The sequence below is a fragment of the Sinobaca sp. TMA16-18 genome, from assembly GCF_059510535.1.
The window spans coordinates 558477-580943 of sequence record NZ_JCAKFM010000001.1 but is presented as its reverse complement, the minus strand read 5'-3'; the positions used below and the strand labels follow the sequence as shown (position 1 = coordinate 580943).

21 protein-coding genes and 1 other annotated feature are annotated in these 22467 nt (G+C 44.4%); of the genes, 20 read left to right on the top strand and 1 reads right to left on the bottom strand.

Annotation, left to right across the window (positions count from 1 at the left end; translation table 11 throughout):
- Positions 1 to 58 precede the first annotated feature (58 nt).
- The 19 genes from AC5W14_RS02980 (at position 59) to rplT (ending at position 21263) form a co-directional block, all read left to right on the top strand.
- Positions 59 to 535 (top strand): DUF441 domain-containing protein, encoded by a 477-nt coding sequence (locus AC5W14_RS02980; protein ID WP_496059095.1) that lies wholly within the window; start codon positions 59 to 61, stop codon positions 533 to 535.
- 326 nt (positions 536 to 861) lie between these two features.
- A complete protein-coding gene (gene citZ / locus AC5W14_RS02975) occupies positions 862 to 1977 on the top strand; it encodes a citrate synthase (protein WP_496059096.1) in 1116 nt (371 codons plus the stop codon).
- 116 nt (positions 1978 to 2093) lie between these two features.
- Complete coding sequence (gene icd / locus AC5W14_RS02970) at positions 2094 to 3362, top strand: NADP-dependent isocitrate dehydrogenase (RefSeq protein WP_496059097.1); 1269 nt, start codon at positions 2094 to 2096, stop codon at positions 3360 to 3362.
- Positions 3363 to 3386: 24 nt separating this feature from the next.
- Positions 3387 to 4331, top strand: coding sequence for a malate dehydrogenase (mdh, locus tag AC5W14_RS02965; protein ID WP_496059098.1), 945 nt, complete (start codon positions 3387 to 3389; stop codon positions 4329 to 4331).
- 165 nt (positions 4332 to 4496) lie between these two features.
- The gene (locus AC5W14_RS02960) at positions 4497 to 5207 is read left to right on the top strand and encodes a response regulator transcription factor (protein ID WP_496059099.1); all 711 of its coding nucleotides are present in this window, start codon (positions 4497 to 4499) and stop codon (positions 5205 to 5207) included.
- On the top strand, positions 5204 to 6955 hold the full coding sequence (pnpS, locus tag AC5W14_RS02955) for a two-component system histidine kinase PnpS (protein WP_496059100.1): 1752 nt from the start codon (positions 5204 to 5206) through the stop codon (positions 6953 to 6955). Before AC5W14_RS02960 ends, pnpS begins: the two co-directional genes overlap by 4 nt.
- A 290-nt stretch (positions 6956 to 7245) precedes the next feature.
- Entirely contained in the window at positions 7246 to 9873 is a 2628-nt protein-coding gene (gene polA, locus AC5W14_RS02950; protein WP_496059101.1) for a DNA polymerase I, read from the top strand.
- Between the two features lie 14 nt (positions 9874 to 9887).
- The gene (gene mutM, locus AC5W14_RS02945; protein ID WP_496059102.1) at positions 9888 to 10712 is read left to right on the top strand and encodes a DNA-formamidopyrimidine glycosylase; all 825 of its coding nucleotides are present in this window, start codon (positions 9888 to 9890) and stop codon (positions 10710 to 10712) included.
- Positions 10713 to 10729: 17 nt separating this feature from the next.
- Positions 10730 to 11326 carry a dephospho-CoA kinase gene (coaE, locus tag AC5W14_RS02940; protein WP_496059103.1) on the top strand — a complete coding sequence of 199 codons (597 nt, stop codon included), beginning with the start codon at positions 10730 to 10732 and terminating at the stop codon, positions 11324 to 11326.
- A gap of 137 nt (positions 11327 to 11463) precedes the next feature.
- Positions 11464 to 12492 carry a glyceraldehyde-3-phosphate dehydrogenase gene (locus AC5W14_RS02935; protein WP_496059104.1) on the top strand — a complete coding sequence of 343 codons (1029 nt, stop codon included), beginning with the start codon at positions 11464 to 11466 and terminating at the stop codon, positions 12490 to 12492.
- A 263-nt stretch (positions 12493 to 12755) separates the two neighbouring features.
- Positions 12756 to 13139: an adenosylmethionine decarboxylase gene (gene speD, locus AC5W14_RS02930; protein WP_496059105.1), complete on the top strand. Its 384-nt coding sequence runs from the start codon at positions 12756 to 12758 to the stop codon at positions 13137 to 13139.
- 135 nt (positions 13140 to 13274) lie between these two features.
- Positions 13275 to 13739 (top strand): transcriptional regulator NrdR, encoded by a 465-nt coding sequence (gene nrdR, locus AC5W14_RS02925; protein WP_496059106.1) that lies wholly within the window; start codon positions 13275 to 13277, stop codon positions 13737 to 13739.
- 69 nt (positions 13740 to 13808) lie between these two features.
- Positions 13809 to 15224: a replication initiation and membrane attachment family protein gene (locus tag AC5W14_RS02920; protein WP_496193646.1), complete on the top strand. Its 1416-nt coding sequence runs from the start codon at positions 13809 to 13811 to the stop codon at positions 15222 to 15224.
- 11 nt (positions 15225 to 15235) lie between these two features.
- Positions 15236 to 16168, top strand: coding sequence for a primosomal protein DnaI (gene dnaI / locus AC5W14_RS02915; RefSeq protein ID WP_496059108.1), 933 nt, complete (start codon positions 15236 to 15238; stop codon positions 16166 to 16168).
- 192 nt (positions 16169 to 16360) lie between these two features.
- Positions 16361 to 17470, top strand: a complete 1110-nt coding sequence (mqnC, locus tag AC5W14_RS02910; RefSeq protein WP_496059109.1) for a cyclic dehypoxanthinyl futalosine synthase — start codon at positions 16361 to 16363, stop codon at positions 17468 to 17470.
- 347 nt (positions 17471 to 17817) lie between these two features.
- The gene (gene thrS / locus AC5W14_RS02905; protein WP_496059110.1) at positions 17818 to 19752 is read left to right on the top strand and encodes a threonine--tRNA ligase; all 1935 of its coding nucleotides are present in this window, start codon (positions 17818 to 17820) and stop codon (positions 19750 to 19752) included.
- 67 nt (positions 19753 to 19819) lie between these two features.
- Positions 19820 to 19955: a sequence feature (ribosomal protein L20 leader region), on the top strand.
- A gap of 66 nt (positions 19956 to 20021) precedes the next feature.
- Entirely contained in the window at positions 20022 to 20621 is a 600-nt protein-coding gene (gene infC / locus AC5W14_RS02900) for a translation initiation factor IF-3 (RefSeq protein WP_496059111.1), read from the top strand.
- Between the two features lie 37 nt (positions 20622 to 20658).
- Positions 20659 to 20850 (top strand): 50S ribosomal protein L35, encoded by a 192-nt coding sequence (gene rpmI / locus AC5W14_RS02895; RefSeq protein WP_252315662.1) that lies wholly within the window; start codon positions 20659 to 20661, stop codon positions 20848 to 20850.
- A gap of 56 nt (positions 20851 to 20906) precedes the next feature.
- Positions 20907 to 21263, top strand: a complete 357-nt coding sequence (rplT, locus tag AC5W14_RS02890) for a 50S ribosomal protein L20 (protein ID WP_496059112.1) — start codon at positions 20907 to 20909, stop codon at positions 21261 to 21263.
- Between the two features lie 84 nt (positions 21264 to 21347).
- Here the strand turns inward: rplT and AC5W14_RS02885 are convergent, their stop codons facing one another.
- The gene (locus AC5W14_RS02885) at positions 21348 to 21740 is read right to left on the bottom strand and encodes a sigma-w pathway protein ysdB (RefSeq protein ID WP_496059113.1); all 393 of its coding nucleotides are present in this window, start codon (positions 21738 to 21740) and stop codon (positions 21348 to 21350) included.
- A 170-nt stretch (positions 21741 to 21910) separates the two neighbouring features.
- Here AC5W14_RS02885 and AC5W14_RS02880 point away from each other — a divergent pair, with 170 nt between their 5' ends.
- Entirely contained in the window at positions 21911 to 22393 is a 483-nt protein-coding gene (locus tag AC5W14_RS02880; protein WP_496059114.1) for a dUTP diphosphatase, read from the top strand.
- The last annotated feature ends 74 nt before the right edge of the window (positions 22394 to 22467 follow it).

The following is a 22467-nucleotide window of genomic DNA, read 5'->3' as shown; positions in this document are numbered from 1 at the left end:
CCGGCTTATTTTTTACATAAGAAACCACAACATCATTTCAGAGGGAGAAGGGATTGGAATGTTTTCATCAGGCTCACTTTTTATGCTGGCACTTCTTGCTGTCAGCATCATTGCAAAAAACCAGACGTTAATTATTGCTATTGTTGCTCTGCTCGTCGTGCATTATGCAGGACTCGGAGATAAAGTATTTCCCTTTATGCAGGCTAAAGGCATTACTATAGCAGTTACTATTCTTACATTTACGGTTCTTATCCCTATTATGACCGGAGAAATCGGGTTCAGCCAGCTTGGAGAAGCAGCCAGGTCGTCCTATGCATGGATCGCGCTTGCGGCCGGCATAGCGGTAGCTGTCATAGCGAAAGGCGGGGTGGTGCTGCTTGCAAACGATCCTCACATTACAGCAGCTCTTGTATTTGGAACCATTCTGGCTGTTGTTTTGTTTAATGGAGTAGCTGTCGGCCCGCTTATCGGAGCTGGTATGGCTTACACTGCGATGAAAGTGGTGGAATTCTTTTCTTCATCTGGAGCCGGTTGAAAAAAGATCGGCTCGTAACAGCCGGCATAGAGAAGAATGCGATTTTTTTACGTACTTTGATTCACAAATTCATGAATTATGGTTATAATGAGTAGGTGAAAGTCCTTCCTACATAGTTAGCTTATAATGAATCGCGCCTATAATAGTATGCCGGAACGATGATGATTATGATCGAGCCTTTAAGGGAAGGGTACTCTGTGTAGCAAACAGACTAACCATTCTAGTTAAAAAGGAGTGGCGGTTTTTACAATTCATGGAAATGTAAGCATTTTCGATTTTCAAAGAATTTGGAAATCATACTTTAAGGTAAAGGAGATGTTTTTAAAATGAGTACAACACGCGGTCTTGAAGGGGTAGTAGCAACTACCTCAAGCGTCAGTTCCATCATTGATGATGTCCTGACTTATCAGGGTTTTGATATTGATGATCTTGCAGATAATGCCACTTTTGAGGAAGTTATTTATTTACTTTGGAATGGACATCTGCCAAAGGAAAATGAATTAAACGAACTTACGAAAGATCTTGCTGCAAATATGGACGTACCGAAAGAAATATTTGATTTCATGAAGCAGTATCCGATCGAAAAGGTACATCCAATGGCTGCACTTCGTACGGCTGTTTCCCAGCTTGGCTTGTACGATGAGGAAGCAGATGAAATGAATGAGGAATCAAACAAGCGTAAAGCTGTAAAGATTCAGGCACAGATTCCTGCAATTGTTACAGGTTTCTCCCGCATTCGCGAAGGAAAAGAACCAATTGCACCAAAAGCAGACCTTGGTTTTGCAGCGAACTTTCTTTATATGCTGAATAACGAAGAGCCGGATGAAACGTCTGTTACAGCATTTAACAAAGCGCTCGTTCTTCATGCAGACCATGAGTTGAACGCTTCGACATTTACGGCACGTGTCTGCGTAGCGACACTATCCGATATTTACTCCGGTGTGACATCCGCTATCGGAGCATTAAAAGGCCCGCTTCACGGCGGTGCCAACGAAAAAGTTATGGCTATGCTTTCTGAAATCGGCGAGACAGATAAGGCTGAAGATTACATTAAAAAAGCCATGGCGAATAAAGAAAAAATTATGGGATTTGGACACCGTGTTTACAAGCACGGCGATCCAAGAGCGAAACATCTTCGTGATATGTCCGAGCGCCTGACAAAAGTAACCGGTGAAACAAAGTGGTTTGATATGTCCCTGAAAGTAGAAGAAGTTGTAACCAACGAAAAAGGCCTTCTTCCAAACGTGGATTTCTATTCTGCTTCTGTTTACCACAGCCTCGGCATTGATCACGATTTGTTTACCCCTATCTTTGCAACAAGCCGTGTTTCCGGCTGGCTGGCCCATATTCTGGAACAGTACAGCGACAACCGCTTAATCCGCCCCCGTGCTGATTATGTAGGACCGGATAAGCAGAAGTACGTGCCGATGGATCAAAGATAATAGCGACAACGCAATAGTAAGAGAATAAAGGATTTCCTTTATTCTCTTTACTCTGCCGCAGGACAACATTAAAATAAATAGTGGTTCACTTATTCTAAGTAGGAGGTTTTTTTGAAATGGCTAATGGAGAAAAAATTACAACAAATAATGGAGTATTAAACGTACCAAATAACCCGGTAATTCCTTATATCGAAGGTGACGGTATTGGCCCGGATATCTGGGCTGCATCTGAAAAAGTTTTGGATGCTGCAGTTGAAAAAGCATACAACGGCGAAAAGAAAATTCACTGGAAAGAAATTCTTGTTGGAGAAAAAGCATACAACAATTCAGGAGAATGGCTTCCGGAAGAATCCCTTGATGCAATCCGCGAATACCTTATTGCTATCAAAGGACCATTAACTACTCCAATCGGCGGGGGCATTCGTTCATTAAACGTAGCTCTTCGTCAGCGCCTGGATCTTTTTACTTGCCTTCGTCCAGTACGCCACTTCACAAACGTACCTTCCCCGGTTAAGCGTCCGGAAGATGTAAACATGGTTATTTTCCGTGAGAACACTGAAGATATATATGCAGGTATTGAGTACAAGCAGGGCACAGACGAGGCGAAGAAAGTGATTAACTTCCTTCAGGATGAAATGGGAGCTACCGGCATTCGTTTCCCTGAAACATCCGGTATCGGCATCAAGCCTGTATCCAAAGAAGGTACAGAGCGTCTTGTCCGCGCAGCGATCGATTACGCACTTGAAGAAAACCTTAAAACTGTAACGCTTGTTCATAAAGGTAACATTATGAAATTTACAGAAGGTGCCTTTAAGACATGGGGATATGAGCTTGCTGAAAGAGAGTACGGCGAGAAAGTATTTACATGGGCCCAGTATGATGAGATCGTAGAAAAAGAAGGAAAAGAAGCAGCAAATGAAGCACAGGATAAAGCTGAAAAAGACGGAAAAATCATTGTAAAAGATTCTATCGCAGATATCTTCCTACAGCAGATTCTTACTCGTCCGAAAGAATTTGACGTAGTAGCAACGATGAACCTCAACGGTGACTATGTATCCGACGCACTTGCAGCACAGGTCGGCGGCATTGGTATTGCACCTGGAGCCAACATCAACTACGAAACAGGACATGCGATCTTTGAAGCAACACACGGAACAGCTCCTAAGTATGCTGGACTTGATAAAGTGAATCCATCTTCTGTTATTCTTTCCGGAGAGCTTATGCTCCGCCACCTTGGCTGGAACGAAGCAGCTGATCTTGTTATCGGCGCGATGGACAAGACAATTGAAAGCAAAGTAGTAACGTATGACTTTGCCCGTCTAATGGATGGCGCTACAGAAGTGAAATGCTCTGAATTTGGAGATGCACTTATCAACAACATGTAATTACGATACTGGGAGGAAATAAAGATGGCTATTAAACGCAGAAAAGTATCCGTTATCGGCAGTGGTTTTACAGGGGCAACAACAGCTATAATGACAGCCCAGAAAGAACTTGCAGACGTAGTCCTTGTAGATATTCCTGATATGGAAGGCCCGACTAAAGGGAAGGCTCTTGATATGCTTGAGTCCACTCCTGTTCAGGGAGCTGATGTGAATGTAACAGGAACATCAGACTACAAAGATACGGCAGGCTCTGACGTAGTGGTCATTACAGCCGGAATTGCCAGAAAGCCCGGTATGAGCAGAGATGATCTTGTAAATACAAATGCAAAAATCATGAAATCGGTAACGCGGGAGATTGTTAAGCATTCTCCGGAGTGTTATATTATCGTGCTGACAAACCCGGCGGATGCGATGACATACACTGTGTATAAAGAATCTGGTTTTCCTAAAAATCGAGTGATCGGACAATCCGGCGTGTTGGACACTGCCAGATTCCGGACATTTGTTTCCCAGGAACTTGGCTATTCTGTAGAAGATGTACAGGGCTTTGTTCTCGGCGGCCATGGTGATGACATGGTTCCATTAATCCGTTATTCCAGCGTAGGAGGCGTACCGCTTACTTCTCTGCTTTCCCAGGATAGAATTGATGCTATCGTGGAGAGAACAAGAAAAGGCGGCGGCGAAATTGTTTCTCTACTTGGAAACGGGAGTGCGTATTATGCACCCGGTGCATCCATTACGCAGATGGTAGAAGCAATTTTGAAAGATAAAAAGCGCATTATTCCAACCATCGCTTACCTTGAAGGGGAATATGGCTTTAATGACCTGTACCTCGGTGTTCCTACCGTTCTCGGCGGCGACGGCATCGAAAAGATCATTGAGCTTGATCTCACAGAAGAGGAAAAGGCGGCAATGGCCAAATCAGTAGAATCAGTTAAAGCTGTTATGGAAGCCCTGCCTGCTGAATAATGTAAAGAACGGCTCCCTTTTGGGGAGCTGTTTTTTTGTTACAGCAAAAGGAGAAGAATTTGAGCAATTATAAGAAAGTATAGTAAGATAGAAGAAAAGAAGATGAAATACGTTCAAAGTTATGCTTTTATTATTAGGGTATATAAAAGCGAATGGGGGAAGAAGATGGCACAGCGGTTGTTGGTTGTTGATGATGAAGAATCAATTCTTACGTTGATTACGTATAATCTAAAGCAGGCAGGGTTTGCGATTGATACAGCTTCGGATGGAAAAGAAGCGCTGCAGAAAGCAAAGAGTGAAACGTACGATTTAATCGTGCTGGATCTTATGATACCGGAGATGGATGGCCTTGAAGTATGCAGGCAGATCCGTCAGGAGAAATACCATATGCCTATCCTGATGCTTACCGCAAAGGACGATGAATTTGATAAGGTACTGGGCCTTGAACTGGGAGCGGATGATTACATGACGAAGCCGTTCAGTCCAAGGGAACTGGTGGCCCGGGTAAAAGCTATTCTCCGTCGTGTAGATAATGTATCGGGAGCAGAAGTGAAGGAAGAAGTAAAAAAGAAAGTCATTGGACACCTTACTATCTATCCGGATAATTATGAAGTTATTGCAGATGGCCGGGCGTTGGAGCTGACTCCAAAAGAGTTTGAGCTGTTACTGTATTTAACAAACAACAAAGGCCGGGTGCTTACAAGAGATCAGCTGCTAAACGCCGTCTGGAACTATGAGTTTGTCGGTGATACACGAATTGTCGATGTACATATCAGCCATCTCCGGGAAAAAATCGAACCAGCAGCGAAGAAACCGACTTTCATCAAAACGGTGAGAGGCCTTGGCTATAAATTTGAGGGACCTCCCTCTGCATGAAACGATTTCGAACGAGACTGATTCTAGGTATTATAGCGGCTATCTTTTTTGTGCTTGTTTCATTAGGGTTTTTAATCAGCAATTTAATGCAGGGGTATTACACAGACCAGTTGGTGGAGCGTTTGAGCAAAGAAGCACGCTTTACCGCGACAGCGGTAACAGACCTTAATCCGGAAGAGTGGCAGTCATTTGCAGACAGTGTGGAAGAGGATCTGGAAGTGCGTGTCACTATTTTAAATAACAATGGCGACGTAGTAGGAGATTCTACAGCAGAAACATCTGCTATGGAAAATCATCTGGACCGCCCGGAAATTCAAAATGCCGGCGAAGCAGATGGCTATAACATCCGGGTGAGTGAGACGTCTGGAGAGAGGCTCTTATATTACGCCCAGCCATTTGAAGACGGCTACGTCAGGCTCGCTTTTCCTATGGATCAGGTGGAAGCAGTGAATACACAGCTGTACTGGATCATTATAGCCAGTTTTGCCGTTGCTTTTATTATTATTTCTACTATCGCTTTCCGTATTGCCCATCAAATGACAGCACCGATTGATGAAGTGTCCAATGTGGCTCGGGAGCTGGCGAAAGGTAATTTTAAAGCAAGAGCATACAGCAATTCCAAAGATGAAATCGGGCAGTTGACCCGGTCGATGAACATGACAGCCTATAACCTGGACCAGATTACATCGAGCTATCAATCCCAGCAGGAACGTTTGGAAGCATTAATCGACCATATGGGAAGCGGTTTGGTATTTATAAACAACCGCGGTGATATTACGTTAATCAATCAATACTGTAAAGATATTTTTGAAGTGGATACCGATCAGTGGCTGGACTATTTGTATTATGAAGTGATTGAAGAAAAAAACCTGATTAAACTAATTCAGGAAATATTTTTAACAGAAGTGAAGGTGCGCAATCAGGTACAGCTTGCCGCTCCTTCCGGAATTAAGCATTACGACGTATATGGTGCGCCTATTTTAGGCGACCAGGACAAAATAAGAGGCATTGTCCTCGTTATGCACGATATTTCAGAACTAAAAAAACTGGAGAATGTGCGTAAGGATTTTGTTGCCAACGTCTCTCATGAGTTAAAAACACCGGTCACTTCTTTAAAAGGTTTCGCTGAAACGTTATTGGACGGAGCAATGCATGAGCCGGAGTTAACCAAGCAGTTTTTAGAAATAATATGGAATGAAAGCGACCGCCTTCAGGATTTGATTTCCGACCTTCTCGAGCTTTCCCGGATTGAACAGGAGCACTTTAATTTGTATATGCAGGATATTGCTCCCCTTTCTTTAATTGGGGAGGCAGTCAGCCTGCTGCGTCCGAAGCTTGAAGCCAAATCCCACCATCTTGATATTCAATGTGAAGAGAATATTGTAATGAGAGGTGATGCAGGACGCTTGAAACAGGTAATGATTAATTTAGTGGATAATGCCATCAGCTACACGCCTGATGATGGATCTATCCGTATTGTTATTACGCAGTCTGCGACGGAAACGGTCTGGAGAATTGAAGATTCGGGCATAGGGATCGCACAGGAAGAGCAGCCCCGCATTTTTGAGCGGTTTTACCGTGTGGATAAAGCCAGAAGCAGAAATTCGGGGGGAACCGGGCTTGGACTGGCGATTGTGAAGCATTTAGTGGAAGCCCACAAAGGGAAAATAAGAGTGGAAAGCGAAATGGGAAAAGGCACAGCTTTTATCGTTTCTTTTCCCACTCGTACAAACCAATCGAATTTCTAAATATTTACAAACTATTTACAATGGCTCAATGAATGGTTTACGTTCAAAGGCTATGATGAGATAGAACGGTTTCCTCTTCTGGAGATTTTATACCTCATCCCTTAAAATCTTTAGTAGAGCAACATCCCCTTAAAGACGAGTGCCCCCCCTTGGGCCTTGTCTTTTTTTTATGGTTGTTTCCCCGTGGTGTGAAAAAATCAGAACAGGCCTGCACTGCTTTTCCCTCTCTGGCAGAAGGAATGTATGATAAAATATAAGAGGTATGAAAACGGGATGACGGAGGTTTTATAGTGAATAAACTAGTATTGATTGATGGAAATAGTATTGCCTACCGGGCCTTTTTTGCCCTGCCTCTTTTGAATAATAAAAAGGGCGTATACACGAACGCCGTATACGGTTTCACGACGATGCTGCTGAAAGTGCTGGAAGAAGAAAGTCCTTCCCATCTTTTGGTTGCCTTTGATGCAGGGAAAACGACATTCCGGCACGAAACGTTTAAAGAATATAAATCCGGGCGGCAGAAAACACCAGGTGAACTTTCTGAGCAGCTGCCTTTAATGAGAGAGCTCCTGGAAGCATTTGATATTGCTTATACCGAAGTGAATAATTATGAAGCGGATGATATTATTGGAACCCTGGCTTCCCGGGCAGAGACGGAAGGCTGGGACGTTAAAATATATTCCGGTGATAAAGACCTTCTGCAGCTCGTATCCAAAAAAACGAGTGTGGCTTTAACGAAAAAAGGGATTACAAATGTAGAAACATATACTCCTGAAGCGATGCAGGAACGTTATGGCTTTGAGCCGGCGCGGATTGTTGATATGAAAGGATTAATGGGAGACAGCTCGGATAATATTCCCGGTGTACCGGGCATTGGGGAGAAAACAGCTTTAAAGCTTCTCCACGAATTCGGCACAATAGAAAAGGTGCTTGAATCGATTGATCAGATTTCCGGAAAGAAAATGAAAGAACGCCTGGAAGAGAACAAAGAACAGGCAATGATGAGCAAACAGCTTGCTGTGATAGAAACGAATGCCCCTTTAACAGTTTCTGTAGAAGATGCTGCGCGCAAAGAATACGACACGGATAAAATTATTGCTTTGTTTAAAGAGCTGGAATTTGAATCCCTAATTAAGAAATTTGATACAGAAGAAGAAGCGCAGCAGGAACTTGAGGACATCAATTTCACCGTTGTGGAAAAAGAAGTGACCGAAGAAATGCTGGCCTCCCCTTCTGCCCTTATCGTAGAAGTACCGAGTGAAAACTATCATGAAGCCGATATATGGGGGATTTCCATCGTCAACGAGTCCGGCGCCTACTATATTTCAACAGAAGCGGCTCTTGCTTCGGACGCATTTAAAACCTGGGCGGCAGACCCGGCGCAGGAAAAGTATATGGTGGATACGAAACGTGCCGTTGTTGCACTGGGGTGGAAAGGCATTGAACTCGCGGGTGTCACCCACGATATTTTGATAGCCTCTTATTTGATTGACCCTTCTGCCGGCTCGCATCAAGTGGCGGATATTGCCGAGCGGAACGCGCAGAAGAAAATAGACAGCGACGACGCGGTATTTGGAAAAGGAGCAAAGCGCGGCCGGCCGGAAGAGGATAAGCTCTCGGAGCACTTGGTCCGCAAAGGTCTGGCTGTATTTGAACTTAAGAAAGTTCTTGAGAAGAAATTAAAAGAAAACGAGCAGTTTGAGCTGTTTAAAGACCTGGAACTGCCGTTGTCGCTTATTCTCGGAACAATGGAGAAAACAGGCATCACCGTTGATACAGATCAGCTGAAAGCGATGGGCGAAGAGCTGACGGGGCGCCTGCAGACGCTTGAAAAAGAAATCCACGAGCTGGCGGGAACCGACTTTAATATTAATTCCCCGAAACAGCTGGGGCCGATTTTGTTTGAAAAACTGGGACTGCCCCCGTTGAAAAAAACAAAAACGGGCTATTCCACTTCGGCTGACGTGCTGGAGAAGCTGGCTGATCAGCATGAAATCATACCTAAGCTGCTTTTGTACAGACAGGTGTCGAAGCTTCAGTCCACATATGTGGAAGGTCTTTTAAAAGTAGTTCATGAGGATACCCACAAGATACACACGATGTTTAATCAGGCATTAACCCAGACCGGCAGGCTCAGTTCCACCGAGCCCAACCTGCAGAACATTCCTATCCGCCTGGAGGAAGGCCGGAAGATCCGCAAAGCCTTCACGTCTTCTGATAAAGGCTGGAGTATTCTGGCGGCGGATTATTCCCAGATCGAACTTCGTGTTCTTGCCCACATTGCAGGCGATGAAGGGCTGCTGGAGGCGTTTCGCAACGAAATGGATGTTCATACGAAAACCGCGATGGACGTATTTCATGTAAAAGAAGAAGACGTGACGGGGAACATGCGAAGAAGCGCCAAAGCGGTAAACTTCGGCATTGTTTATGGGATATCCGATTATGGTCTTTCCCAGAGTCTTTCCATTCCAAGGAAAGAAGCCCAGGAATTTATTGACCGGTATTTGGCCAGTTATCCCAAAGTCCGTGATTATATGGACTCCATTAAGGAACAGGCCCGCGAATATGGGTATGTGACAACGCTTTTAAATAGGAGACGGTATCTTCCAGAGATTACGAGCAGCAATTTTAACAGAAGAAGTTTTGCAGAGCGGACCGCGATGAATACACCTATCCAGGGAACGGCTGCAGATATTATCAAAAAAGCGATGGTGGATGTAACAAAAGCTCTTAAAGACAAAAAGCTGGAGAGCAGAATGCTGCTTCAGGTACACGATGAATTGATCTTTGAAGTACCAGAACATGAGTTAAAGGAAATGGAAGTGCTCGTGCCGGACGTAATGGCACGGACAATGGAGCTGGACGTTCCTTTAAAAGCAGATGTGTCCTACGGTGACACCTGGTATGATGCAAAGTAAGGAGAGCATAAGAAATGCCTGAACTTCCGGAAGTAGAAACAGTAAAAGAAACATTAAATCACCTGGTAGCGGGGAAAACATTAGAAAAAATAGAAGTCGGCTGGCCGAAAATGATTAAACGGCCGGACGATGCCGAAGCATTCGTGACGATGCTTTCCGGACAGAAAATTCACCGGGTTGCAAGAAGAGGCAAATTTTTATCTTTTATTCTTGATGATTATGTGATGGTCTCCCACCTTAGAATGGAAGGGCGCTATGAAATGGCGGCCGGCAATGAGCCGGATAAACATACCCATGTACGCTTTCATTTTACGGACGGCTCGGAGCTTCGCTACCGGGATGTCCGTAAATTTGGGACGATGCACATTTTTAATCCCGGCGAAGAGCAGACAAGCCTGCCATTATCCCAGCTGGGCCCGGAACCGGTAAACGATTTATCGTTTACATCGGCTTATCTGAAGGAGATATTCGCAAAAACAAGCCGTACGATAAAAACAGTCCTGCTGGATCAGCGGGCCATTGCGGGACTTGGCAATATTTACGTGGATGAATCATTGTTCCGTTCAGGAATTATGCCGAATAAAAAAGCCAGGCTGTTGAACAACAAACAAATCCAAAGCCTTCATACAGAAATAACGAGTACTATTGCAGAAGCGATTGCAAGTGGAGGAAGCTCTGTTCGTTCCTACGTGAACGGCCAGGGAGAAATGGGAATGTTTCAAAACCAGCTTTACGTGTATGCACGAAGGGATGAGCCTTGTAAAAAATGCGGCACGCCTATCGAAAAGATGATAGAAGCAGGAAGAGGTACTCATTACTGTCCATCCTGCCAGGGATAAAGTAAAGGAGCGATACGGTGATTATCGGGCTTACAGGGGGCATTGCTACTGGAAAGAGCAAGGTAGCCGATTTTTTAATGAAGCATGGGCTGCCCGTAGTAGATGCAGATAAAGTAGCAAGGGAAGTAGTGGAACCGGGAGAGAAAGCGTACAGTCAAATCATTGATCATTTTGGAACGGAAATGCTCGAAAAAGATGGCTCCATCAATCGTAAAGAACTGGGTCGTGTGATTTTTTCGGACAGAGAAAAGCGCGAAATACTCAATCAGATTGTTCATCCGGCGGTACGTCAGAGAATGATAGAAAAGAAAGAACTGCTGCAAGAGCAGGGAAATGAACTGGTTGTGTTTGATATTCCCCTGTTGATTGAAAGCAAACTGCAGCACATGGTGGATCTGGTTGTCCTCGTATATGCGGAGCCGGCTGTACAAATGGAGCGGTTAATGGAACGTGATAATCAGGGAACAGAAGATGCCAGAAACCGGATAGCGTCCCAGATGCCTATTGATGAAAAAAAACAGCATGCGGATGAAGTGATTGATAACAGCGGATCGGAAGAAGAAACCGAGCAGCAGATACTCGAGCTCAGCCGCAAATACAGCTGGAATTTATAAGAAAAAGCGGGAATGACATGAAAATATGTTATTCCTGCTTTTTTTCGAATATGAGGTTCAATTTATTCGTTATTATGTTATACTAATCACATAAAACACCGATTAGTATATCACAATTAATGAGGAGGCCTTTCTGCATGAAAGCAAAAGTAGCGATTAACGGTTTTGGCCGCATAGGCCGCATGGTATTCCGCAAGGCGATGTTGGATGAAGAACTAGAGGTAGTAGCGGTGAATGCAAGCTACCCTGCGGAAACGCTGGCTCACCTTATTAAGTATGACACAATACACGGTAAATTCGAAAAAGACGTGAAAGCAGAAGAAGGCAAATTAATTATCGATGGACAGACCGTAACGCTTCTTCAAGACAGAGATCCGGCTAATCTGCCGTGGAAGCAAATGGAAATAGATGTAGTGATTGAAGCAACGGGTAAATTCAAAACCAGAGACACGGCAGGCCTTCATTTAAAAGCAGGGGCCAAGAAAGTCGTTATTACTGCTCCGGCTAAAGAGGAAGACGCGACTATTGTTATGGGAGTAAATGAAGCAGATTACAATCCGGCGGAGCACCACATTATTTCGAACGCTTCCTGCACGACGAACTGTCTTGCTCCGGTAGTAAAAGTGCTCGATCGCACGGTCGGAATTGAAAGCGGATTAATAACGACGATCCACTCTTATACGAACGACCAGAAAAATATAGACAACCCCCACAAAGATTTAAGACGTGCCAGAGCCTGCGGGCAGTCTATCATTCCTACTACGACAGGAGCCGCCAGGGCTATTTCAAAGGTGCTTCCTGAGCTGGAAGGCAAAATGAACGGAATGGCTCTGCGGGTGCCGACGCCAAACGTCTCGCTGATCGATATTGTAATCGATACAAAAAAAGAGGTGACCGTAGAAGAAGTAAATGAAGTGCTTCGTTCTGCTTCTGAAAACGACATGAAAGGCATTATCAGCTTCAACTATGACCCGCTTGTTTCCATTGACTACAATGGAGATGAAAATTCTGCGATCATTGACGGCCTTTCTACAATGGTTATTAATAACAGGCAGATTAAAGTTCTTGCCTGGTACGATAACGAATGGGGCTACTCATGCCGCGTTGTTGATCTTGTGCGCTATGTGGGAAAGTCGGTTCAGAAAAGCTCGATGATAAGCGCTTAATGTAAGAAGAGAAAACAGGAGCAGCAAGAGCTGTCCTGTTTTTTTACTGTGGAAAAAGGGTAATGGAATATAGGCCTCACCATTGCAAATCTATTCTAAAAAACGTATACTAACTTTTGTGAATATGTCTCAGGCATGCTTCATTTATATGTAGCAGTAAGGGTTAGGACCTCATTTGGACTAACTTTCCCCCAAGGCTGGACGTTAGTATAATGAAAAGAATCCGTGGCATATGATATTTATAGTAAAGGGGGAGTCCACCCATGGATACAATGGGAAGACACGTTATAGCTGAACTATGGGGCTGTAACATTGATAAATTAAACGATAGAGAAGCAATGGAAAATGTGTTTGTGAATGCAGCATTAGAAGCCGGAGCGGAAGTAAGAGAAGTAGCGTTTCATAAGTTTGCCCCTCAGGGAGTAAGCGGCGTAGTGATTATTTCAGAATCCCATTTGACCATTCACAGTTTTCCGGAGCATGGATACGCGAGCATTGACGTTTACACCTGCGGGGACACGATAGACCCTAACGTAGCGTCTGATTATATAGCAAAAGCTTTAGAAGCCACGGAAAAAGAAACATTGGAGCTTCCGAGAGGAATGGGTCCGGTGCAGGCAGAGAAATCAGAAGCAAAAGTACTATAAAAAGTATAGATGAACCCCGTCTGAAGGCAGTGTCTCAGGTGGGGTTTTTCGTTACTGTCCAGGATTTTAGAAAAGTGATATGATAAGAACAACGAATAAAAGCATGCGAGGCTAAGCAGATGCGGAGATGATAGAATGAAATGTCCTGCCTGTCATTCTAATAATACAAGAGTGCTGGATTCAAGGCCAAGCAATGAAGGAAAATCAATTAGAAGGCGCCGTGAGTGCGACGCCTGCCAATATAGGTTTACGACTTTTGAGACGGTGGAGGAAATGCCTCTCGTTGTCGTAAAAAAGGGTGGAGCACGGGAAGAGTTCAGCCGGGAAAAAATCCTGCGCGGGCTTATTCGGGCATGCGAAAAGCGCCCGGTTGCCCTTGAAACGCTGGAAGCTATTGTAAATGATGTAGAACAGCAGCTTCGAAGTGATGGAAAGTCAGAAATCAAGAGCGAAGATGTCGGCGAACTTGTAATGGAGAGACTGGCCGGAGTCGACGATGTAGCCTATGTGAGGTTTGCCTCCGTTTACCGCCAGTTTAAGGATATTACCGTATTTATTAACGAGTTAAAGGAATTGATTAGTAAAGACGAAAAAAAATAAATGGTTTCAGCAGCCGGGTGCTTTATGCCTGGTCCGTTGGATTTGTAAAGAATTAGGGGGCGTTCTGTAATGGCTTTGTATTGGAAAGAGCTGTTACCGGCAGATAGTTTTACTATTCGGATTAAGCAGGAAAACAAAGAACATTCCAGTAAAGTAATAACTTCGCTGTATCAGCCTTTAATAGGCATTTACGCCGCATCGCTGTACCAGGTTTTAACAAATAGACTGGAAAAAGATAAATACAGCTGTGAAGAAACGTCACATCGGGATTTAATGGCGCAGATGCAGCTTCCGCTTCATCATATTGTGGAAGCAAGAAAAAAATTGGAAGGCATCGGCCTGCTGAAAGTATTGAAAAAAGAAAAAGCGGATACCCCGTGCTTTATCTATGAAATTCAGCCGCCGTTAAGCCCGGAGGAGTTTTTTAGAGATGACGTACTCAGTGTGTTTTTATTCAATCGGCTGGGAAGGGAAAAATACAGGCAGATCAGGGAACGGTTTATACTTCCTGCATTAGAGCCTGCTGCGTATACCGACGTCACCTCTTCGTTTGACCAGGTGTTTACGTCGCTTCATCAATCCGAAATGAAAATGACAGAAGAGATATTCAGCGAAAACAGTGCGATGGATCTGTTGTCGGCTGAAGGCGGTCCGGGAATTGAAATAAAAGCTCAGTCGTTTGATATTGACCTTTTGTATGCGGACCTGCCCGCTTTTATTAATAAAGAAAAAATCAAATCCAGTGATAACATACATGCGATAAAGCGTCTTGCCTTTTTATACCGGATGGAGCCCCTGGATATGAGCAAAGAAATTCAGCGCTCTCTAGACCAGAATGAAGAGCTGGATCTGTCTGTTCTTCGGAAAAAAGTGCAGGAATGGTACCGCTACGAATATGGATCGGAGCCGCCTGCTTTAGGATATCGGACGCAGCCGGAAGAACACCGGGAGATGAAAGACCAGGTGCCGGTGACAGGGAAAGAAAAAATGATTAAGTATTTTGAAGAAATTTCGCCTATGGCTCTTCTCGAAAGTGTTTCTGAGGGAGCGAAAGTGCCGGCAGGAGATGTAAAGATCGCGGAATCGCTTCTATTTGAATACAAGCTGCAGCCTGGGGTAGCAAACGTACTTATTGATTATGTACTGCGCATTAATAACATGAAGCTGAATTCAGCGTTTGTGCAGAAAATAGCAGGGCAGTGGACACGTGCAAAGGTGACTACAGTAAAAGAAGCAATGGAACTTGCCAGCAAAGAAAACAAAGCACAGAAGGAACGCAAAGACCAGGCTCCTAAAGAATATGGATCCAGATTCGGGCGGTCCTCTGCGCCGAAGCCTGGTACCGTTCCGAAATGGCTGGAAGAACAAAAAGCAGGTCAGGTGAGCAAAGTGGAACAGACACCGGAAGAAGTATCGAAGTGGGAAGAAGAGAAACAGCTGTTTAAAGAGCGGTTAAAAAAATGGAAAGAGAAATCGGAAAGCTGAGGTGACACTCAATGGATCCCATTAAATCATCCCTCGATAAGTGGATGAATCAAAAAGAATGGCGGAACAGGTACAATACGCTCCGGGATGAGGTGTTAAAAGACCCGCGTATCCTGGAGTTTAAAGCAAAGCACCCGGACCTGACAAACGGTGATTTAGAACGTAACATGATGAAGCTTTTTGAGTATAAACGGGAGCGGGATCACTGTGATGCCTGTCCGGGACTCGATTTGTGCCCTAATATGATGCAGGGCTATCAGCCCGAACTGACCGGGAGCGGCAGGGAATGGAGCGTTGCCTATCATAAATGCTCTTTAAAGCTGCAGCATGATGAAAGAGTAAAGCACCGCCGGCTGATAAAAAGCCTGTATATCCCATCGGAAGTAGTGGAAGCTACGTTTGATGATATTGAACTCGATAACTCCAGCCGATCGGAAGCAGCCAGAAAAGCAATCGAATTTGTAGAAGGTGCAGATCCGGGCGGGAATGCCAAAGGCCTTTATTTTCACGGGAAATTCGGTGTAGGTAAGTCCTTTATTATGGGGGCTGTGGCTAATGCGCTGGCAAAACGGAACATATCGACTATTATTGTCTACGCCCCGGATTTTTTCCGGGAAATGAAAGAAGCTCTTTCCACTGGTACCACTCAGGAAAAAATAGACAGCATCAAAAAAGTGGATGTGCTTATTCTCGATGATATAGGCGCAGAAACAACGTCTGCCTGGATACGGGATGATGTGCTGGGAGTTATTCTGCAGTACCGTATGATGGAAAAGCTGCCGACTCTGTATACGTCCAACTATAATTATAAAGAATTGGAAAATCACCTGGCATATTCCCAGCGCGGCGGTACCGAAGACATGAAGGCAAGCCGCATTATGGAGCGGATTAAACATTTAACGGAAGCTGTCCATGTAGACGGGGATAACAAGCGCAGCAGCTGAACGAATCCTATTGGAAAAACGTTTTCATTTCCGCCTTATTTAAGGAAAATGGACCGTTTTTTGAGTGCGGGTATTGGGAAAATGACTGGAAATTATGATACCATAAAATAGTAATCGAAAATAACAGTGTACAGGATAAATAATGCTGCTGGATACACGCGGTATATCTTGATTAATGATGGAGGTTTTACGATGAGTATAGATTCTATTCTGGACCGCGCCCTGAAAGGGGAGCGCTTAACGATGGAAGATGCTGTCCGCTTATATGAAAGCGATGAAATTGAAAAAATGGGAGCGGCAGCCAACAAGAAGATGCAGGAATGGCATCCGGAGCCTGTAACGACATTTGTAGTAGGACGGAATGTTAACTATACGAACCTCTGCGACACATACTGCAGATTCTGTGCCTTTTACCGCAGGCCGGGATCTTCAGAAGGCTATGTTCTTTCTGATGAAGAAATCTTCCAGAAAGTTAAGGAAACATCAGATGTCAACGGAACAGAAATTTTAATGCAGGGCGGTACAAACCCGGACCTTCCATTCAGCTACTATACAGATTTATTAAGAAACATAAAAAAACGATTTCCGGACATTACGATGCATTCTTTTTCTCCGGCAGAAATTTACAAAATGGTGGAAGTCTCCGGTCTTACGCTTGAAGAGGTTCTCACGGAGCTTCATGAAGCCGGTCTGGATTCCCTTCCCGGCGGCGGTGCAGAAATTTTAACCGAAGAAACAAGGAAGAAAGTCAGCCGTTTGAAGTCCACATGGAAAGAATGGATTGACTGCATGAAGACAGCTAAAAAAGTCGGTATGCACGGAACGGCTACGATGGTAATAGGACTTGGAGAATCCAATGAAGAAAGAGCGCTTCACCTGCAAAGAGTCCGTGACGCACAGGATGAAGCCGACTGCTTTCTTGCCTTTATCTCCTGGACGTTCCAGCCGGATAATACCAACCTGAAGGGCGAAATCATTACGGCGGACGGCTATCTCCGCAATGTTGCCATTTCCAGGCTCTTCCTGGACAACATTCCGAACTTCCAGTCGTCCTGGGTAACGATGGGGCCGGTCACAGGGAAAAAATCCCTTGAATATGGCTGCAACGATTTCGGAAGCACAATGATGGAAGAAAACGTCGTTTCTGCTGCGGGCACGACGCATAAAGTCAATACGAATGAAACGCTCCGTTTAATCCGCGAAGCAGGGAAAATCCCGGCTCAGCGTGATACAAAATACAATGTGCTGCATCGTTTTGACGGAGAGTCCAAAGCTGAAAAAGATTTTGTGATGCAGAATTAAAACACGAAACAGCTGTTGCATTCCGTTGGAAGTGTGACTATAATTATGAACAGTTAAACATGGAGATGCTGAGAAAAGGACATGAAAAGGAGCAGGCCTCTTATACAGAGAAAAAAGCAGATGCTGAGAGCTTTTTAAGGGACATTCTTTTTACCGCCTTGGAGCAGCAGCGGGGAACAATAAGTATCCGCTGACGACCCCCGGACGTTACCCGGACTTGAGCTGGTTCTGCCGATGAGGCAGGACGGGAACAAGGGTGGAACCGCGAGACAAAATCGCCCCTTATCATAAGGGGCGGTTTTTTTGTGTTTCCAGTGACGACAGACAATATAAAAGGAGATGGCATAATGGCAGAGCAGCTTACGTTTATTTTTCCGGATGGAGCAGCAAAAGAATTTCCGTCCGGTACTTCATTTGAGGAGATTGCTTCATCGATCAGCCCGGGCCTGAAAAAACAGGCCCTTGCAGGTAAATTGGAGGGGACACTGATCGACTTAAAAGAGCCGCTTCAGCAGGGCGGAACGATTGAAATTATTACGTACCAGCAGCCGGAGGGGCTGGAAATTCTCCGCCACAGCTCAGCCCACCTTCTGGCCCAGGCTGTCAAGCGCCTGCATCCGGATGCAAAATTCGGTGTTGGTCCTGTTATAGAAAACGGTTTTTATTATGATATGGATTTATCTCACGCTTTAACCCCTGAAGACCTTCCTATTATTGAAAAAGAAATGAAAAAAATCATTGATGAGAACCTTCCGGTTGTTCGTAAAGAAGTAAGCCGGGAAGAAGCAAAAGCCTTGTTTACAGAGCTTGGGGATGATCTGAAGCTCGAGCTCCTGGAAGCGATTCCGGAAGGCGAGACGGTTTCATTGTATGAACAGGGAGAATTCGTTGATTTGTGCAGAGGAATTCATGTGCCGAGCACAAGCAAGCTTAAGAAATTCAAGCTGATGAGTATTTCCGGTGCCTACTGGCGCGGGAACAGCGACAATCAAATGCTGCAGCGGGTCTATGGTACAGCCTTTGTGAAACAGACAGAGCTCGATGAGCATTTGAAAATGCTGGAAGAAGCCAAGGAGCGCGATCACCGTAAGATTGGGAAAGAGCTTGAAATTTTTGCGCTTAATCAAAAAGTAGGCCAGGGGCTGCCGATGTGGCTGCCTAAAGGTTCAACCATCCGTCGTACAATTGAGCGTTATATCGTGGATCTGGAAGAAAAGCTTGGGTACGATCACGTGTATACACCTGTTCTTGGAAGCTCAGAGCTTTATAAAACGTCCGGTCACTGGGATCACTATCAGGATGATATGTTTCCTCCGATGGAAATGGATAACAACGAAACCCTCGTTATCCGCCCAATGAACTGCCCGCACCATATGATGGTGTACAAACAGCAGAAGCACAGCTATCGGAACCTTCCGGTGCGTATTGCAGAACTGGGAACGATGCACCGCTATGAAAAGTCAGGAGCTCTCTCCGGCCTGCAGCGTGTTCGTGCAATGACGCTCAATGACGCTCACATTTTTGCAAGACCGGACCAGCTGCTCGGTGAATTCAAACGGGTAGTAGAACTGATTCAAAGAGTTTACGATGATTTCGGCATTAATGATTATCATTTCCGTCTGTCCTACCGCGATCCGGAAGATAAAGAAAAGTACGTGGACAATGATGCAATGTGGGAAAAAGCGCAGAGCATGTTAAAAGAAGCTATGGATGATATGCAGGTGGAGTACGTGGAAGCAGAAGGAGAAGCCGCCTTTTACGGACCGAAGCTGGATGTACAGGTAAGAACAGCTCTTGGCAAAGAAGAGACGCTGGCGACCGTACAGCTTGATTTCCATCTGCCGGAACGCTTTGATTTAACGTATGTCGGCGAAGACGGCGAAGATCACCGCCCGGTTGTCATTCACCGTGGTATTGTATCTACGATGGAACGCTTTGTTGCTTTTCTTCTGGAAGAGTATAAAGGAGCACTGCCGGTATGGTTGTCACCGGTTCAGGTGAAAATCATTCCAGTTTCCCTGGATGCCCACATGGAATACGCAGAGCGCGTACAGGAAGAACTCCGCCGTACGGGTGTCCGGGTGGAGCTCGACGTACGGGAGGAAAAGCTGGGGTATAAGATCCGCGAATCCCAAATGAAAAAAATCCCGTACACGCTGGTACTAGGAGATAAAGAACAGGATGCCGACGAAGTGAATATCCGGAGCTACGGCAGTCAGGAAACCCATACTGCCAAAATCGGTGCCTTTATTGCTTCGATCTCTGAGGAGATCACAAAATAATTATTTCAGGACACGTTGACACTGTTTAACCTATATGGTATTCTTTCCTAGTGTCAAAAAACGAAACCAAAGCAAGAAGAAGCACCCGCTTCTCACCTGAACGGCGCCTATCGCAGCTGACAGGTATTATGGTAAAGCAATATAACCATTTATGAGACAGATTTCAGGGTGCATGGTACGTTCATGCACCCTTTTTATATGCTCTTGTCTCATTTGAGTGATCTGTCCCCGAGGTTACAACCGGCAGACAGACATAAAGTTGCGCATAAGTGCTAAGGTTCAAAAAAATTCGGAGGTGGCTCATTATTCGTAAAGACGTTAAGCTTAATGATGGAATTCGTGCACGTGAAGTTCGGTTAATTGATGCAAATGGCGATCAGCTTGGTGTGAAATCTAAGTCTGAAGCACTTGAATTAGCCCAAAAGGCGAATCTTGATTTGGTTTTGGTTGCTCCTAATGCAAAACCTCCTGTATGCCGTATTATGGATCACGGAAAATTCCGTTACGAACAGCAGAAGAAAGACAAAGAAGCACGTAAAAAACAAAAAATTATCAACATTAAAGAAGTCAGGCTGAGCCCGAACATTGAAGAGCATGATTACAATACAAAGCTCCGTAATGCCAGGAAGTTTCTGGAAAAAGGCGATAAAGTCAAAGCAGCTATTCGTTTCCGTGGAAGAATGATCACTCATTCCGACATCGGAAAAAAAGTGCTCGATCGTCTTGCTAAAGACTGCGAAGACGTAAGCACCATTGAAACAAAGCCCAAGATGGAAGGCCGCAGTATGTTCCTCATTTTGGCACCTATATCTGATAAGGATAAACCTGTATCTGATAAGGATAAAAAAGACACAAGCGAAAAAGCGTAAGGCCTATCGTTTTATCACATGCTAAGGAGGAAATAACATGCCTAAAATGAAAACTCACAGAGGAGCTGCAAAGCGCTTCAAGAAAACTGGTTCTGGTAAACTCAAGCGTGGACACGCTTATACAAGCCATATGTTCCGCAACAAATCTGAAAAGCAAAAACGCAGATTGAGCAAACAGGGCTTGGTGCATCCATCAGACCAAAAGCGTATCCAACAGATGCTTCCATAAATACCAAAATGATTAAAAGGAACGATAATAAATAGAAATTAAAGGAGGGATGGACGATGCCAAGAGTAAAAGGCGGATATGTGGCACGTCGTCGTCGTAAAAAGGTTTTAAAACTTGCAAAGGGGTATCATGGTTCCAAACACCGTTTATTTAAAACGGCTCAGGAACAGGTAATGAAATCACTTCAGTATGCATACCGGGATCGCAGACAGCGGAAGCGCGAATTCCGTAAGCTTTGGATTACGCGTATCAACGCAGCTGCCCGTTTAAACGGACTGTCTTACAGCCGTTTAATGTACGGTCTCAAGCAGGCTGACATTCACATGAACCGCAAGATGCTTGCTGATCTTGCAGTAAATGACGAGAAAGCTTTCACGGCACTTGCCGATCAGGCAAAAGCTAAATTAAAATAATTAACAAAAAAGGACGGGCCCATGGGGCGCGTCCTTTTTCTATGAGATTCTTCTCTAAGCTGAATGCAGGATCGGTTCAAACAATTATGGTTCGGATTTATTAATAAATTCCTTAATGGGGCTTTTCCAAACTAGCTCGGCATCCGGGTAGTTGGAATGGATTTCTTTCTCCATAAATTCAAAATCCTTGCGCTGAAGTCCCTGCAGGGCTTCGCGGTCCAGGACCCATATAGAAATGGAGACGACATCAAAGGAAGTAGATGTGGAACCTAAATACTTTTCGCCTTCGAACATAACCCCTTTATACGTAATAAGAAAATTTTTCCGGACATTTTTAATATCATCCAAAAAATAAAAATATTTTTTGCTGTGCGCCATCTCCAGTTTGCGTTTAGGATTCTTAAAATACTGCACAGCTGTATATACAATAATCACTAAAGCGATGAGAAGCAGCAGGCGCAGTAATAGTGCCATCATATAGTGTTTCCTCCCTTGCATTACAGTTTGGGATAATTAATCAGTGATGAAGACATGGCATCTGTTCTTGTCATATTATACGTTTCTTCATTCATTCTTACCAGAATATACGATAGAATAGAAAGAACGTTTCACCTGAAGCCATAATAATGAGAAAGAAGGCGTAAAACATGCAGTCCTTATATTCTATTCAAAGAGAGCTTGATGAAAAAATATTAGCCACACACGGCCTGGAAAGAAGCAGGGAAACCTTTTTACAAAAACTTCTCGCTTTTCAAGTAGAGCTTGGAGAACTTGCCAACGAAACCCGCTGTTTTAAGTTTTGGAGCCTGAAGCCTGCTTCCAGCCGAGATGTGATCCTCGAAGAGTACGTGGACGGCATTCACTTTTTATTATCAATGGGTATTGACCAGCAGTGGGAATGCATCCCTGAAATGGAACAGCTTAAAGATTCTGCGTTGTCCCGGCATTTTCAGGATGTATACGAAGCTTCCGCAGAGTTAAGCCGTCATCTATCTGAAGACGCATTTATGCAGTTGTTTAAAGAGTACCTGCTGCTTGGGGAAAAGCTGGACTTTTCTAAAGACGAAATCGTCCAGGCCTATAAAAAGAAAAACGAAACGAATCATCAAAGACAGCAGAATGGGTATTAATCGGAGAAGACCAGGCACAATAATAGAAATTGTTTGAGTATCGAAACATTTCCTTTTATACTAAGAATGTTGCA

Excerpts from the sequence above, each read along its gene's own strand:
- thrS (WP_496059110.1), top strand. The coding sequence starts at position 17,818 with ATGGCAGAGCAGCTTACGTTTATTTTTCCGGATGGAGCAGCAAAAGAA.
- AC5W14_RS02885 (WP_496059113.1), bottom strand. The coding sequence starts at position 21,740 with ATGATGGCACTATTACTGCGCCTGCTGCTTCTCATCGCTTTAGTGATT.
- citZ (WP_496059096.1), top strand. The coding sequence starts at position 862 with ATGAGTACAACACGCGGTCTTGAAGGGGTAGTAGCAACTACCTCAAGC.
- AC5W14_RS02960 (WP_496059099.1), top strand. The coding sequence starts at position 4,497 with ATGGCACAGCGGTTGTTGGTTGTTGATGATGAAGAATCAATTCTTACG.
- AC5W14_RS02880 (WP_496059114.1), top strand. The coding sequence starts at position 21,911 with ATGCAGTCCTTATATTCTATTCAAAGAGAGCTTGATGAAAAAATATTA.
- pnpS (WP_496059100.1), top strand. The coding sequence starts at position 5,204 with ATGAAACGATTTCGAACGAGACTGATTCTAGGTATTATAGCGGCTATC.
- mdh (WP_496059098.1), top strand. The coding sequence starts at position 3,387 with ATGGCTATTAAACGCAGAAAAGTATCCGTTATCGGCAGTGGTTTTACA.
- AC5W14_RS02920 (WP_496193646.1), top strand. The coding sequence starts at position 13,809 with ATGGCTTTGTATTGGAAAGAGCTGTTACCGGCAGATAGTTTTACTATT.
- dnaI (WP_496059108.1), top strand. The coding sequence starts at position 15,236 with ATGGATCCCATTAAATCATCCCTCGATAAGTGGATGAATCAAAAAGAA.
- mqnC (WP_496059109.1), top strand. The coding sequence starts at position 16,361 with ATGAGTATAGATTCTATTCTGGACCGCGCCCTGAAAGGGGAGCGCTTA.
- rplT (WP_496059112.1), top strand. The coding sequence starts at position 20,907 with ATGCCAAGAGTAAAAGGCGGATATGTGGCACGTCGTCGTCGTAAAAAG.
- AC5W14_RS02935 (WP_496059104.1), top strand. The coding sequence starts at position 11,464 with ATGAAAGCAAAAGTAGCGATTAACGGTTTTGGCCGCATAGGCCGCATG.
- nrdR (WP_496059106.1), top strand. The coding sequence starts at position 13,275 with ATGAAATGTCCTGCCTGTCATTCTAATAATACAAGAGTGCTGGATTCA.
- speD (WP_496059105.1), top strand. The coding sequence starts at position 12,756 with ATGGATACAATGGGAAGACACGTTATAGCTGAACTATGGGGCTGTAAC.
- icd (WP_496059097.1), top strand. The coding sequence starts at position 2,094 with ATGGCTAATGGAGAAAAAATTACAACAAATAATGGAGTATTAAACGTA.
- mutM (WP_496059102.1), top strand. The coding sequence starts at position 9,888 with ATGCCTGAACTTCCGGAAGTAGAAACAGTAAAAGAAACATTAAATCAC.
- AC5W14_RS02980 (WP_496059095.1), top strand. The coding sequence starts at position 59 with ATGTTTTCATCAGGCTCACTTTTTATGCTGGCACTTCTTGCTGTCAGC.
- rpmI (WP_252315662.1), top strand. The coding sequence starts at position 20,659 with ATGCCTAAAATGAAAACTCACAGAGGAGCTGCAAAGCGCTTCAAGAAA.